The sequence below is a fragment of the Bradyrhizobium sp. BR2003 genome (genome assembly GCF_009720285.1).
Taxonomy (GTDB): domain Bacteria; phylum Pseudomonadota; class Alphaproteobacteria; order Rhizobiales; family Xanthobacteraceae; genus Bradyrhizobium; species Bradyrhizobium elkanii.
In genome coordinates this window covers 76,624-90,826 of sequence record NZ_SMYJ01000035.1, presented here as the reverse complement: position 1 = coordinate 90,826, position 14,203 = coordinate 76,624, and the positions used below count along the sequence as shown (strand labels likewise).

Sequence of the window (14,203 nt, the reverse complement as noted above, 5' to 3'; positions counted from 1 at the left end):
CGCAAGCAGGGACCCATAACCACGAATGCCGGTTGTTGCGCAGCGCTGAATGACGAGTCCCGACCGCAACCTCCGCTGCGGAGTATAGGTCTCTGCTTGCGCAGGGACGACAGCGGTGGTGTGGCGCGCGGCGTGCTTCAGCACAACGAGTGATCGTCTACTGCCGCCCCAGCTGCGTCGCCTTCTCCACGCGGTCGAAGCGCTCCAGCGTCAGGATGGCGTCGGCGAGCTGGTCGGCGCGCTTGTCGAGCACCGGGCGGGCCAGCGTCAGGAACTTCTGCTGCATCGCCTTTGCGTCGGGGAACGAGGTCGGCTCGCCGGAGGGATCGGCATAGAGGCGCTCATGGGTGCCGTCATCCGTCGTGATCGAGACGCGGGCGCCGAACGGATGGGTGCGGCCGACCTCGAGCCGGTCGTCCTGCACCACGTCGAACTTGTCGGCGAGCGCGTCGATGGCCGCATCGCCCAGCCGATCGTAATCGTCCCAGCCGAAATGACCCTGGTCGAGCGCGATCGCGCCGGTGAAGAACATCGAGAACTGGCCGCCGACCACCGAGGTCGGGTGGCGCTTGGTGGCGGCGTCGCCGGTCAGCGTGATGCCGTTGCGGTGCAGGCCGATCTCGACCTTCCTGATCTGGTCCGGCGTCAGATTGTGCTCGCGCCGCATCGCGATCAGCGCGTCGATCGCGGCGTGGGTGTAGCGGCAGCTCGGATACGGCTTCACGCCGATCTTCAGCGTCTCATAGGTGCTGCCGAGTCCGGCCACCGCCTTGTCCGGATGCGCATCGTCGCTGTAGCCGACCAGCAGGCCGTGCTTGCCCTCGACCGCCTCGCTCGAGCCGATGAAGTCGTTGCGCGCGAGCGTCGCGGCGACCACGCCGTTCATCGCGGCGGCGCCGACCTGGTAGCGCTTGTTCCAGGCGCCGTTGACCAGGAATTGCAGCGAGCCTGCGGCCTGGCTGCCGGAGACGCCGAACGCGGAGATGATCTGTTCCTTCGACAGCCCGAACAGCTTGGCTGCCGCGGCGGCGGCGCCATAGGTGCCGGCGGTCGCGGTCGGGTGGAAGCCGCGGGCATAATGCGAGGTCGGGTCGAGTGCGTTGCCGAGCCGGCAGCACACTTCATAGCCGGCGACGATCGCGGTCAGCACGTCGCGGCCGGACGCGCAGACCATCTCGCCGACCGCGAACGCGGCGGGCACCACCGGTGCGCTCGGATGCAGCGAGGAATCGGCGTGGGTGTCGTCGAAGTCGAGCGAATGGCCGAGCGCGCCGTTGAGCAGCGCCGCGATCGCCGGGGTCCAGGTCTTGGTGTCGCCGAACACGGTGGCCTCGCCCTTGCCGTCGAGTGCCAGCGCCTCCAGCATCTTCATCAGCGAGGGTGTTGATTCCGCATCGCGCCAGGCGCGGATGGTGCTGCCGAGGAAATCCAGCGTCAAAACCTTGGCGCGCTCCAGCACCTCCGGCGGAATGTCGGAATATTTCAGGTCGGCGACATAGGCGGCGAGCGTTGCGGTTTCGTGGGCCATCGTGTTTCCTCAATTTCGCGGCGCAGGGTAGGCGGGCAGGTCAAGCCTTTCAAGCCACCTTGCCGCCGCGGGCAGCTGCCATGCTCCAGATCGGTTAGCTTCAGGTCGGTTAGCTTCAAGTCATGTAACACGGGCCTTTCCTTTGATTGCGGATCACGGTGCATGAGGACCTTCGCAAAACGCATGTTCGACCAGCTCTGGGCTCGCAAGACGCAGCTGGCGCTGGCGGTCCGGATCGCGTCCGCCGGCGTGGCGGCCTATACCATCGCGCTGGCGCTCAACCTCATGCTGCCGCTCTGGGCGGTGCTCACCTCACTGATCGTGACGCAAATGAGCGTCGGCCGCTCGCTGAAGGCCAGCCGCGACTACATGCTCGGTACCATCGGCGGCGCCGTCTATGGCGGCGCGATCGCGGTTTTGATCCCGCATTCCGGCGAGGGCAGCCTGTTGGCGCTGCTGGTGCTGGCGATCGTGCCGCTCGCCTTCATCGCCGCGCTCAATCCGAGCCTGAACTCGGCGACGGTGACGGCGGTGATCGTGCTGCTGCTGCCGACGATGCATCACTCCAACCCGCTGGATTCCGCGATCGACCGCGTCCTCGAGGTGACGGTCGGCGCGCTCACCGGGCTTCTGATCTCGTTCCTGGTGCTGCCGTCGCGCGCGGTCAGCCAGATCAGGGTCAATGGATCGAAGCTGCTGGAGCTGCTGTCGGCGGCGTTCGCCGAATTGCTCGCCGGCCTGACGCGCGGCCTCGACAATGACGCGCTGCACCGGATCCAGGACGGCATCGGCACCGCGGTGACCAATCTGCACGCGACCGGCCTCGAGGCCGAGCGAGAGCGCTCGATGCATCTGTCATCGGGGCCGGATACCGGCCCGTTGCTGCGGACCATCCAGCGGCTGCGGCACGACGTCGTGATGATCGGGCGCGCCTGTGTGGTGCCGCTGCCGGCCGATATCCAGGCGAGGCTGGCGCGGCCATTGGCCGAGGTCAGCAAGGCGATCGTGACTTACATGGTGGCGGTCGCGACCGCGCTGCGCGCCGGCAGCGGCCCGGCCGACATGGCGCCGGTCGATGCGGCGCTGCATGCCTATAGCGAGGAGGTCGCCGCGGTGCGCAGGGACGGCCTGATCCGCGGCCTGCCGGTCGATGCCGCCGAGCGCTTCTACGCGCTCGGCTTCTCGCTCGACCAGATGCGGCAGAACCTCAACGACCTCAAGCGCTGCCACGGCAATTGGTGCACCAACGCCGACGCCTCCGAGAAGATCGTCGCCGACACGCCGGAGAAGAGCGCGGCCTGAGACGAGAGCGTTTTCGAGCGAAGTGGGTACCGGTTCGCGTGAAGAAAACGCGTCTGGAGTTCCGTCGTTCAGCCTCCGGCCTTGCGCAGCATCGCCGGCACGATCAGGCGGTGGAACGGCAGGATCACCGTAAGATAGGCGCGACCGAACCAGTTGTGGGTGAGCACCAGCGTGGTCGCGGTGATGCTGCGCACAGCTCCCGCGGAGGCGACGTCTACGACGAGCCGGAAGTCAAGATGCTTGTCGTTGAAGCCCGCGACCAGACGCTCCGGCGTCTCGCTCACCACCGGAAATATCCCGATCATGTCGCGCGCCACGCCGTCGGCCGCGCCCGAGGTTTTCAGGCCAAGCGGCGCGACAATGAAATTGCGCAGGGCAAGCAGCCATTCGATCCAGCGCGGCTGCCGCGCCACCATCGCCTCGGCGGCGTGCCGCGCATCGAGGTCGGGGCGCGCAGTGGCGATCCGGAACGCGTCGACGAATTGCGCGCCGGCGAGCAGCGCGGCGGAATCCACGTTCGGCGTGACCTCGTCGACCCTCATTTGCCCAGTTTGCGTGCCAGCAGGCGGAAACGCAAGACAAGGAGGGTCGCATAGACCGCCGTCCCGAGCGACAGCCCGATCCAGACACCGGCGGCGTCGAGCTTCGCCCAGAAGGCGAGCGCGGAGGCCGACGCGAAGCCGATCAGCCAGTAGCTGATGACGGCGAACAGCAGCGGCACCTGGGTGTCGTTCATGCCGCGCAGCGCGCCCGCGGTGGTGGTCTGAATGCCGTCGGCGATGAAGAAGGTCGCGCCGATCAGCAGCAGCGCCGCGGTGAGCTGCGCGGTGGTGTCGGAGGCCTCGCCGAGGAACAGCGCCGCGATCTCGAAGCGCGCCAGGATCACCGCGAGCGTCATGATGCTCATGAAGATCCCGCTGAGCGCGATCGCGACAAAGCCGGCGCGCTGCACGGCGTCGGTATCGCGGCGGCCGACGGCCTGGCCGACCCGCACGGTAGCGGCCATGCTGACCCCGAACGGCACCATGAACAGGATCGCCGCGATCTGCAGCGCGATCTGGTGCGCAGCCAGCGCCGTGGTGCTGATCAGCCCCATCAGCAGACCGGCAGCACCGAACAGGCCGTACTCCAGCAGGAAGGCAATCGAAATCGGCGCGCCGACGGCGACCAGCTTGCCCATCAGCGGCCAGTCGACGCGCCAGAGGCGGCTGAAGACGTGATATTTGCGGAATGGGCGGCGGCGCGCCGCGAACCACACGCCGGCAAGGAAGGTGCCGAGATTGACGATCGTGGTCGCAAGTCCGGCGCCGAACATGCCGAGCTCGGGCATGCCCCATTTGCCGTACAGCAACAGGTAGACCATCAGCGCATTGGCCGGGATCGCCGCGAGCGTGATCCATAGCACCGGCTCCGGCCGGTTCACCGCGCTCATGAAGCCGCGGAGCGCGATGAACCACAGCGCCGGAAGGATGCCCCAGGCGAGACCGAACAGATATTGCTGCGCCAGGTGCGCGGTGGCCTGGGTCTGGCCGAGCATAAGCAGGATGCGCTCGCCCTGGAACGGCAGCGCCATCAGCGGCAGCACCATGAAGAAGCCGGCCCACAGGCCGACGCGGAGCGCGCGCCGCATCACGCGCGGGTTGCGCGCGCCGAACGCCTGCGCGGCCAGGGGCGAGACCGCCGACATCATGCCCATGCCGATGGTGAAGCTGACGAAATACACGGTATGCGCCAGCGCCGCGGCGGCGACGCTTTCGCTGCCGAGCCGGCCGATGAAGGCGAGATCGGTGGTCATCATCGCGATCTGCCCGAGCTGCGTCAGGGCGAGCGGCACCGCGAGCTTCAGCGTTTCCGCGAGCTCGGCCGTGAGCAGGTTGCGAGGGACGACAACGGCCGCGTTCGGCGCGGCCGGGTCGAGCTTGTCGATGCAGGTCATGACGGCACGCTTAGCACGGCAAACCGGCCGGAAGGATGACCAAGCTGCCGCAGGGGATCACGATCGCGCGGGAATCCGCTTGATCTTGGCGCCGAGGGCGTTGAGCCGCTCATCGATCCGCTCATAGCCGCGCTCGATCTGGTCGGCGTTGTTGATGGTGGAGGTGCCCTCGGCACACACCGCGGCCAGCAGCATCGCCATACCGGCCCGGATGTCGGGCGAGTTCATCGGCGCGCCGCGCAGCCGGCTGGGGCCGGCGACGATCGCGCGGTGCGGGTCGCACAGCACGATGCGGCCACCCATCGCGATCAGGTTGTCGACGAAGAACATCCGGGATTCGAACATCTTCTCGTGCATCAGGATGACGCCGTCGCACTGCGTCGCGGTGACGATGGCGATCGACATCAGGTCGGCCGGGAAGGCCGGCCAGGGCTGGTCCTCGAGCTTCGGCACATGGCCGCCGAAATCGTCCTGGATCTTCATGGTCTGGCCGGACGGGACGACGAGGTCGTCGCCCTCGACGCCGCAGACGATGCCGAGCCGCTCAAAGCCCATCCGGATCGAGCGCAGATGCTCGACGCCGGCGCGCGCGATGCGCAGCGGCGAGCGGGTCACCGCGGCAAGCCCGATCAGCGATCCGACCTCGATATGGTCGGGCTGGATCGCGAAAGTCGTGCTGCCGAGCGTTGCCGGCCCGTGCACGATGATGGTGTTGGTGCCGACACCTTCGATCTTGGCGCCGAGCGCGATCAGGAAATTGGCGAGGTCCTGCACATGCGGCTCGGAGGCCGCGTTGCGCAGATAGGTGGTGCCGCGCGCGGCGACCGCGGCGACCAGCGCGTTCTCCGTCGCGGTGACGCTGGGCTCGTCGAGGAACACGTCGGCGCCCTTCAGCCGCGTGGCGCGGAATTCGAGCCGGTGCGTCGCGGTGACGGTGGCGCCGAGCTGCTCGAAGGCCAGGAAGTGCGTGTCGAGCCGGCGGCGGCCGATCACGTCGCCGCCGGGCGGCGGCAGCGCGACCTCGCCGCAGCGGGCGAGCAACGGACCGGCGAGCAGGATCGAGGCGCGGATGCGCGCGCACAGCGCCGGATCGAGATCGGCGGCGCGGATCTCCTTGGCATGAATTTGCAGCGTGTTGCGCTCGGTCCATTCGGCGCTGGCGCCGACCGAGCGGCACAATTCGACCAGCGTTTCGGTGTCGCGGATGCGCGGCACGTTGGTCAGCGTGACCGGGTGCTCGGTGAGCAGTGCCGCGGCGATGATCGGCAGCGCGGAGTTCTTGTTGCCCGACGGCTCGATGGTGCCCGAAAGGCGGCGGCCGCCTTCGACGATGTATTGGATCGGCGGCACGCGGAATGTCCCCTGACGCATCATTCAGACTGGGCCGTTGGAAATTCTGCAATGGAATCAACGGCCGCCCGGCACCGTAACACAACTCCCGGCGCTGCTTCCACCCGAAAGGTAGCGCCGCGTCGGCACAGAGAAGCGCACGCCCGCCTGGCCGTGCGCAGAACCCTAGATGTCGATGGTCGCGCTGAGCGAATTGTCCTGGATGAACTCGCGGCGCGGCTCGACCACGTCGCCCATCAGCTTGGTGAAGATATCGTCGGCCTCGTCGACCTCCTTGATCTTCACCTGCAGCAGCGAGCGCGCCTCGGTGTCCAGCGTGGTCTCCCAGAGCTGCTCCGGGTTCATCTCGCCGAGACCTTTGTAGCGCTGCAGCGAGATGCCCTTGCGGGCGGCGTCGGTCACGGCCTCGAACAGGTCGATCGGGCCGTGGATGATCTGCTCGGCATCCTTGCGCCGCAGCTTGCCCGCGCGCACGTAGGTGTCTTGCAGCTCGGTCGCGTATTCGTCGAGTTTCCGCGCGTCGGCCGAGCCGAGGAAGGCGTCGTCGATCACGGCGACTTCCCTGACCCCGCGCACGGTGCGCTCGAACTGGAACCCCTGGCCTTCGGTGAAGGTGCCGATCCAGCCGCGCTCGACCTCCTCGGCCACGGCGTCCAGCCGCTTGGCGATGTATTCGGCCGCCGAATTGGCGGTGGCGATATCGCCGGTGATCCTGGGATTGAGCACGCCCGCGATCGCGGCTTGCTCGATGACGGCGCGATTATAGCGGCTGTGCAGGTTGCGCAGCACCGAGCGGATGACCCTAGCGTCTTCGACCAGCGACAGCAGGTCACGGCCCGAGCGGTCGTCGCCGGAGGCCGGCTTGAAGACGCATTCATCGAGTCCGGTCGAGATCAGATAGTCCTCGAGCGCACGCTCGTCCTTCAGGTATTGCTCGGACTTGCCGCGCGAGACCTTATAGAGCGGCGGCTGGGCGATATAGAGATAGCCGCCATCGATGATCGAGCGCATCTGACGATAGAAGAAGGTCAGCAGCAGCGTGCGGATATGGGCGCCGTCGACGTCTGCGTCGGTCATCACGATGATCTTGTGATAGCGCAGCTTGTCGACAGAGAAATCGTCGCTGATGCCGGTGCCAAGCGCGGTGATCAGCGTGCCGATCTGCTCGGACGACAGCATCTTGTCGGGACGGACGCGCTCGACATTGAGGATCTTGCCACGCAGCGGCAGCACCGCCTGGAATTCGCGGTTGCGGCCCTGCTTGGCGCTGCCGCCGGCCGAGTCGCCCTCGACGATGAACAGTTCGGATTTGGCCGGGTCCTTCTCCTGGCAGTCGGCGAGCTTGCCGGGCAGCGAGGAGACGCTGAGCGGATTCTTGCGGGTCAGCTCGCGCGCCTTGCGCGCAGCCTCGCGAGCCGCGGCGGCCTGGATGACCTTGCCGACGATCTCCTTGGCTTCCTTCGGATTCTCCTCGAACCAGGCGGCGAGCGCCTCGTTCAGGACGTTCTCGACCACCGGTCGAACCTCCGAGGACACAAGCTTGTCCTTGGTCTGCGACGAGAATTTCGGATCGGGCACCTTCACCGACAGCACCGCGGTGAGGCCTTCGCGGCAATCGTCGCCGGTCAGCGCGATCTTTTCCTTCTTCGCATTGGCCTCGGCATAGCCGTTGACCTGGCGCGTCAGCGCGCCGCGGAAGCCGGCCAGATGGGTGCCGCCGTCGCGCTGCGGGATGTTGTTGGTGAAGCACAGCACGTTCTCGTGGTAGCTGTCGTTCCACCATAGCGCCGCCTCGACGCCGATGCCGTTGGCTTCCGAGCGCACCATGATCGGCGCCGGCACGATCGCCTTCTTGTTGCGGTCGAGATATTTGACGAATTCCTCGACACCGCCGGAATAGTGCATCTCCTCGCGCTTCTCGACGGCATGACGCATGTCGGAGAGCACGATGTTGACGCCGGAATTGAGGAAGGCGAGCTCGCGCAGCCGGTGCTCCAGCGTCGCGAAATCATATTCGATGTTCTTGAAGGTCTCGACCGAGGCGAGGAAGGTGACCTCGGTGCCGCGCTTGCCCGGGGCATCGCCGACCACCTTGAGCGGCGCCACGGCATCGCCGTGCGCGAATTCGATGTAGTGCTCCTTGTCGTCGCGCCAGATCCGAAGCGCGAGCTTGCTCGAGAGCGCGTTGACGACGGAGACGCCGACGCCGTGCAGACCGCCGGAAACCTTGTAGGAGTTCTGGTCGAATTTTCCGCCGGCGTGCAGCTGGGTCATGATGACCTCGGCTGCCGAGACGCCCTCTTCCTTGTGGATGCCAACCGGAATGCCGCGTCCGTCGTCGTACACGGTGACGGAATTGTCGGCGTTGAGGGTGACCAGGACGCGGCTGGCATGGCCCGCCAGCGCCTCGTCGATCGCGTTGTCGACGACCTCGTAGACCATGTGGTGCAGGCCGGAACCGTCGTCGGTGTCGCCGATATACATGCCGGGGCGCTTGCGGACGGCGTCGAGGCCCTTCAGCACCCGGATCGATTCCGCACCATATTCGGCCGGAACGGGATGCTCAGATTCGGCAGGGGTCTGCCGGGCAGGTTCAGTCATGTGAGGCCTTCGAGGATGTCCGAATCAGCTGCGCAAAATGAGGCGCTGATTCCGCTATTTGTGCCACGAAAGAGGGGTTGCGCCTAGCGCAAAGTCTCCATCTACAAACTATTGAATAAATAGGATTTTTTAGGCCTGTTTCAAGGCTTTCAAGGGCCGATTCCGGCAGTCTCGAAAAGCCCGATTCGAGGGCGGATTCGAGCCCCTCTCGGAGCCTGTTCCGCACCCTCAGCCGCGCCGTGTGGCGTGGCCGGATTCGACGTCGAAAATCTCCCCCCGAGGGCCGATATCGACAAACGCCGCGGGATCGGCGCCGGTCATCCAGACCTGCGCGCCGAGCTTCGCGAGCTCGTCGAACAGCGCCTTGCGGCGGTTCGGATCGAGATGGGCGACGACCTCGTCGAGCAGCAGAAGCGGCACGATGCCGGTCATCTCCGCGACCATCGTGGCGTGCGCCAGCACCAGCCCGATCAAGAGCGCCTTCTGCTCGCCGGTCGAGGCGTCACGCGCCGGCATGTTCTTCGGCGCGTAGACCACCTGCAGATCGGTCAGATGCGGGCCGTCCAGCGTGCGGCCGGCGGCGGCATCGCGCGGCCGGCCCGCGCGCAGGATCTCGCGGTAGCGGTCCTCCACTGCGGTTGCGGGCTCCTGCAGCAGCGCATTCTCCATCCAGCCATCGAGCATGATCTCGGCGGAGGGGAAGGCCGAGGCGGCGCCGCGCTCGCGCAGCATCACAGCGAGCTTGGCGGCGGTCTGGCCCCGCGACGCGGCGACCGCGACCGCAAGCTCCGCGGTCTCGCGCTCGATCGCGTCACACCAATGGTCGTCATAGTTGCGCACCTCGAGCAGCCGGTTGCGCGAACGCAGCGACCGCTCCAGCGCGGAAACGCGGCTGGAATGCTCGGAATCGATCGCCAGCACCAGGCGATCGAAGAAGCGCCGCCGTTCTGAGGCGGCGCCCATGAACAGGCCGTCCATCGCCGGCGTCAGCCACACGATGCGCAAATGATCGCCGAACGCGGTCGCGGACCCCACCGGTTCGCGGTCGATGCGGCAGCGCCTCGTGCTGCCGGCGTCACCGGTCGGCGGATCGATGCCGGTGCCGAGCGTCGCGAGGCCGAGCGCGCCCTCGACTTCGGCCGACACCGCCCAGGAGCCGTCGCCCTGGTTGTCGGCGATGTCCTCCAGCGTCGCGCGGCGCAGGCCGCGGCCCGGCGACAGGAACGAGACCGCTTCCATGCAATTGGTCTTGCCGGCACCGTTCGGCCCGACCAGCACCACCATGTCGCCGGCGACCTGCAGCGTCGCCGTCCGATAATTGCGGAAATGCGTCAGCGACAGGCGGTGAATGCGGGACGGGGTCATGTTACCTTGTCATTGCCGGGCTTGACCAGGCAATCCATCGTCCGCGTCAGCGGACAAATTCATCATATAAGTCTCGCCAGTCGGGATTGCCGGCAACGATCAGATCGATCTTCCACTCGCGCGACCAGTGCTTGATGTTTTTCTCGCGCTGAAGCGCCGCGGCGATTGTCTCGGCCGCCTCGAAGTAGACGAGGCTCTTGACGCCGTATCGCTTCGTAAAGCTTTCGGCGAGATCCTTCGCGATGCTCGTAAATCCGGCGAACAAGATTATTAGTCACGCCAACGTAAAGGGTTCCACCGGGCTTGCTCGCGAGGATGTACACCCAATAGCTCATATCTTGCTCGATGGATGGCCGGGTCAAGCCCGGCCATGACGAGTGAAGAATCACACCCGCATCGGCATCAGCACGTAGAGCGCGCCCTTGCTGTCGCGGTCCTGCACCAGGGTCGGCGAGCCGGGATCGGCGAGCTTCAGTACCGCGACCTCGCCCTCGATCTGGGCGGCGATGTCGAGCAGATAGCGCGAGTTGAAGCCGATATCGAGCGCGTCGGAGGCGTACTCGACCTCGAGCTCTTCGGTGGCGCTACCGGAATCCGGGTTGGTGACCGAGAGCACCAGCTTGCCCGCGGACAGCGCGAGCTTCACCGCGCGGCCGCGTTCGCTGGAAATCGTCGAGACGCGGTCGACGGCGGCTTCGAAATCCTTCTTGTCGACGACCAGTTCCTTGTCGTTGTTCTGCGGAATGACGCGGCCGTAGTCCGGGAAGGTGCCGTCGATCAGCTTCGAGGTCAGCACCACATTGCCGAGCGTGAAGCGGATCTTGCCGTCCGACAGCTCGATCGAGATCTCGGCGTCGTCGCCCTCGATCAGCCGCTGCACCTCGCCGACCGTCTTGCGCGGGACGATCACGCCGGGCATGCCGGTTGCGCCCTTGGGCAGCGCGAGGTCGATCTGCGCCAGCCGGTGGCCGTCGGTCGCGACCCCGCGCAGGGTCGCCGCCTTGGCGTTGCCCGCCGCATGCAGATAGATGCCGTTGAGATAGTAGCGGGTTTCTTCGGTCGAGATCGCGAACTGCGTGCGGTCGATCAGGCGTTTGATATCGGACGCCGGCAGCGAGAACGAATGCGTCATGTCGCCGGCGGCAAGGCCCGGGAAGTCGCTCTCGGGCAGGGTCTGCAGCGTGAAGCGCGAGCGGCCGGCACGCACCGCCAGCACCGAGCGGTCGCCATCGGCTTCCAGCACGATCTGCGAGCCGTCGGGCAGCTTGCGGACGATGTCGTAGAACATGTGCGCGGGCACCGTGGTCGAGCCGGCGGTTCCGGTCTCAGCGGCCAGGGTCTCCGTCACCTCGAGGTCGAGGTCGGTCGCCTTCAGCGACAATTTGGCGCCCTCGGCGCGGATCAGCACGTTGCCAAGGATCGGGATGGTGTTGCGGCGCTCGACCACGCGGTGAACGTGACCCAGCGATTTCAGGAGTTGCGCGCGCTCGACGGTGACCTTCATTGCAATACCCGCCAGATCCCTCAGATGGAAAAGCCGGGCGGCCGTTCAGGGCAGCACCGCGGCATTGGAAACCCGAAAAGCCGGATCAATGCCAGATTTGATCAAACCCACGGGGGGACCGCAAGGTGGCGCGGATGGGCGGCCGGTGCAAGGGATACGGGCGCGAAACGAGCCCCGTTCCCCACGTTTTGGGTCGGAAAAAAGTTTAGCCCTCCCCTTTGGCGAGGGGAGGGCGATGGAACGAGCCGGGCGGATGAAGCGGCCCTATTCCTGCAACTGGCGCTTCAGCGATTCGACTTCCTCCGACAGCGCCGTGTCCTTGGCGACCAGTGCCTCAATCTTGCGCACGGCGTGCAACACCGTGGTGTGGTCGCGGCCGCCGAAGCGTCGGCCGATCTCCGGCAGCGAGCGCAAGGTCAGCGTCTTCGCCAGATACATCGCGACCTGGCGCGGGCGCACCACATTGGCGGTGCGGCGGGACGACAGCAGGTCGGAGCGGCTGACATTGTACTGCCGGGCGACGACGCGCTGGATGTCCTCGATCTTGATCCGCTTCGGCTCCTGCGGGCGGATCAGGTCGCGCACCTCGCGCTCGGCCATCTCCAGCGTCACCGGCTGGTTGTTGAGCTTGGAGTGCGCCAGCAGTCGGTTGATCGCGCCTTCAAGGTCGCGGCCGTTATGGGTGATGGTGCGCGCCAGATAGTCGAGCACCTCCTCCGGCACGTCGAAGCTTGCATGGTGGGCGCGAGCCGCGGCGACGCGCGACTTCAGGATGCCGAGCCGCAGCTCCTCGCCGAGCGAGCCCATCTCGACCACGAGGCCGCCGGCGAGCCGCGAGCGCACGCGGTCGTCGAGGCTTTCCAGATCCGACGGCGGACGGTCGGCCGCGATCACGACCTGGCGGCCGGCATCGATCAGCGCGTTCAGCGTGTGGCAGAACTCGGCCTGCGTCGACTTGCCCTGCAGGAACTGCAGATCGTCGATGACCAGCACGTCGATGCCGCGCAGCGCCTCCTTGAAGGCCAGCGCCGTCTGCGTCTTCAGCGCCGCGACGAAGCCGTACATGAACTTCTCGGCGGTGAGATACAGCACCTTGCGTTCGCCGCCGGAATTGCCGGCCCAGGTCACCGCCTGCAGCAGATGCGTCTTGCCGAGGCCGACGCCGGCATGAATGTAGAGCGGGTTGAACATCACGGGATCGCCGCGGCGACCTTCCGCGACTTGGCGGGCCGCCGCATGAGCCAGGGTGTTGGACCGGCCGACGACGAAGCTGGCAAAGGTCAGGCGCGGATCGAGCGGAGAGCCGCCGAGCGCGTCATGGCTTGCCGACACCGGCGCTGTCGCAAATGAGCGCAACTCGGGCGCAGGGCGGCCGTCGGTGCGCTCGATGCGGCGCACTTCGACGGGCGCGGCCGTTTCCTTCACCGGAGCCGTCGCACGGATCGCGGAGCGGACGGTAAGGTCGATCTTGTGCACTTCCGGCATCTCGGCCTGCCAGCAGGACAGCACGCGATCGGCATAATGCGCCTGGATCCAGCTCTTGAGGAACCGGGTCGGAACCGACAGGTGCACGCTCTCGTCGTGCACGCTTTCCAGATCCATCCGTGCGAACCAGCTCGTGTAAACGTCCTCGCCAACGCTCGTCCGCAGACGTCCCTTCACCCGCGACCAGCGATCCTGTTCCGTGTTCGTCATTGCCTTCGTACTTCCAAGTCTGAGAGATAATCGTTGCGAAAGCGCCGTGCAGGTTTGCTGCCACGGCGCGACCTCTAGCGGGCGTGGTCTGCTCCGGACAAAGCTCTCCCGTGCGGCGATCGTGCGCCACCCGACAGATCAGCTGTTTGGAGAAGATGCGCCCCGCGAGGTCAGCGCGTACTTGACGGACGCTGCGGGTAAGAGCCGACGTCCGAGGGGTTGATTACGGCACCACTGGAAATTTGCGCTTCGGCTGTCGTTGGTTCGACTGCAGTGATGATACCGTAAGGCATAAGACCTCCCCCTCCCGCCGCGACGTATCGCGGCAAGTTGTCAGCTTGCTCGTGTCTTCAAATTCGAACTGCTGCTACCGAACACCGAAATGCCCGGCGCTTCGCCGCCGCCGTGTCGTCGTCAACCCGTTCACTCGCTCCGCGTTCCCGCTGCCAAATTCCGACTGACGTCCTGGTCTCTCTTGTTCGATCCCCCAAATTGCCGGGGACATCGCCGGAGATATTTTGACACAGGTCGACCGTCCCCATATCGCTATGAGCCGTCAATTCAGCTTCGCTTGGAAAGCGTCGCTAACGCACACACCGCCGCCGATTTGTGCGTCCGCCCCTGGGTCTCAAACCGCGCTGATCTGGAGAGCCGTGGGCGTCGCGAACAAGAAATAAATACACCAAGCGCATTTCCTGACAATCCGTGGATTCGACGGGGGTCGAGACTCTTCGCGACTGTTGCGGCGTTGCCGATGCTGAGTTGCGAAAGCAAGTTTTTGAATCACCGCACAGATTCACGCGTGTCACAAACGACGGTGCAATACCAAAAATTTTTCATAGAAAATTTACATTTGGTCTCGCGCCGGTCATTTTTCCAATCGCTGTCCAACGCTATGTGCATAAGTAATTCGCGAGACGTC

Annotated in this window: 9 protein-coding genes and 1 pseudogene; 1 reads left to right on the top strand and 9 read right to left on the bottom strand. The window is 65.9% G+C overall.

The genetic code is table 11. The features are described 5' to 3' along the window. Window positions 1–157: 157 nt before the first annotated feature. The gene (locus tag E2I15_RS29420; protein WP_137478456.1) at window positions 158–1,528 is read right to left on the bottom strand and encodes an MmgE/PrpD family protein; all 1,371 of its coding nucleotides are present in this window, start codon (window positions 1,526–1,528) and stop codon (window positions 158–160) included. Window positions 1,529–1,690: 162 nt separating this feature from the next. Here E2I15_RS29420 and E2I15_RS29415 point away from each other — a divergent pair, with 162 nt between their 5' ends. Beyond that, on the top strand, window positions 1,691–2,830 hold the full coding sequence (locus E2I15_RS29415; RefSeq protein ID WP_137478457.1) for an FUSC family protein: 1,140 nt from the start codon (window positions 1,691–1,693) through the stop codon (window positions 2,828–2,830). A 68-nt stretch (window positions 2,831–2,898) separates the two neighbouring features. On the opposite strand, the gene E2I15_RS29410 is transcribed toward E2I15_RS29415, so the two are convergent. From E2I15_RS29410 to dnaA, 8 genes and pseudogenes are all read right to left on the bottom strand, one after another. After that, window positions 2,899–3,372 (bottom strand): DUF2867 domain-containing protein, encoded by a 474-nt coding sequence (locus tag E2I15_RS29410; protein WP_137478458.1) that lies wholly within the window; start codon window positions 3,370–3,372, stop codon window positions 2,899–2,901. After that, the gene (locus E2I15_RS29405; RefSeq protein ID WP_137478459.1) at window positions 3,369–4,766 is read right to left on the bottom strand and encodes an MATE family efflux transporter; all 1,398 of its coding nucleotides are present in this window, start codon (window positions 4,764–4,766) and stop codon (window positions 3,369–3,371) included. The genes E2I15_RS29410 and E2I15_RS29405 overlap by 4 nt, the downstream gene beginning before the upstream one ends. 57 nt (window positions 4,767–4,823) lie before the next feature. After that, window positions 4,824–6,116 carry a UDP-N-acetylglucosamine 1-carboxyvinyltransferase gene (gene murA / locus E2I15_RS29400; RefSeq protein WP_137478460.1) on the bottom strand — a complete coding sequence of 431 codons (1,293 nt, stop codon included), beginning with the start codon at window positions 6,114–6,116 and terminating at the stop codon, window positions 4,824–4,826. A gap of 165 nt (window positions 6,117–6,281) precedes the next feature. Continuing rightward, window positions 6,282–8,717, bottom strand: coding sequence for a DNA topoisomerase (ATP-hydrolyzing) subunit B (gyrB, locus tag E2I15_RS29395; protein WP_137478461.1), 2,436 nt, complete (start codon window positions 8,715–8,717; stop codon window positions 6,282–6,284). Between the two features lie 228 nt (window positions 8,718–8,945). Beyond that, the gene (gene recF / locus E2I15_RS29390) at window positions 8,946–10,082 is read right to left on the bottom strand and encodes a DNA replication/repair protein RecF (protein ID WP_137478462.1); all 1,137 of its coding nucleotides are present in this window, start codon (window positions 10,080–10,082) and stop codon (window positions 8,946–8,948) included. Between the two features lie 46 nt (window positions 10,083–10,128). Then, a pseudogene (locus tag E2I15_RS29385) lies at window positions 10,129–10,417 on the bottom strand (GIY-YIG nuclease family protein). A gap of 50 nt (window positions 10,418–10,467) precedes the next feature. Next, entirely contained in the window at window positions 10,468–11,586 is a 1,119-nt protein-coding gene (gene dnaN, locus E2I15_RS29380; protein ID WP_016842669.1) for a DNA polymerase III subunit beta, read from the bottom strand. A gap of 264 nt (window positions 11,587–11,850) precedes the next feature. Next, on the bottom strand, window positions 11,851–13,281 hold the full coding sequence (dnaA, locus tag E2I15_RS29375) for a chromosomal replication initiator protein DnaA (RefSeq protein WP_016842668.1): 1,431 nt from the start codon (window positions 13,279–13,281) through the stop codon (window positions 11,851–11,853). Window positions 13,282–14,203: the final 922 nt, after the last annotated feature.

What these genes read in the sequence shown, in the direction of transcription:
- E2I15_RS29420 (WP_137478456.1), bottom strand. Translation starts at nt 1,528, where the DNA reads ATGGCCCACGAAACCGCAACGCTCGCCGCCTATGTCGCCGACCTGAAA.
- E2I15_RS29415 (WP_137478457.1), top strand. Translation starts at nt 1,691, where the DNA reads ATGAGGACCTTCGCAAAACGCATGTTCGACCAGCTCTGGGCTCGCAAG.
- E2I15_RS29410 (WP_137478458.1), bottom strand. Translation starts at nt 3,372, where the DNA reads ATGAGGGTCGACGAGGTCACGCCGAACGTGGATTCCGCCGCGCTGCTC.
- E2I15_RS29405 (WP_137478459.1), bottom strand. Translation starts at nt 4,766, where the DNA reads ATGACCTGCATCGACAAGCTCGACCCGGCCGCGCCGAACGCGGCCGTT.
- gyrB (WP_137478461.1), bottom strand. Translation starts at nt 8,717, where the DNA reads ATGACTGAACCTGCCCGGCAGACCCCTGCCGAATCTGAGCATCCCGTT.
- recF (WP_137478462.1), bottom strand. Translation starts at nt 10,082, where the DNA reads ATGACCCCGTCCCGCATTCACCGCCTGTCGCTGACGCATTTCCGCAAT.
- dnaN (WP_016842669.1), bottom strand. Translation starts at nt 11,586, where the DNA reads ATGAAGGTCACCGTCGAGCGCGCGCAACTCCTGAAATCGCTGGGTCAC.
- dnaA (WP_016842668.1), bottom strand. Translation starts at nt 13,281, where the DNA reads ATGACGAACACGGAACAGGATCGCTGGTCGCGGGTGAAGGGACGTCTG.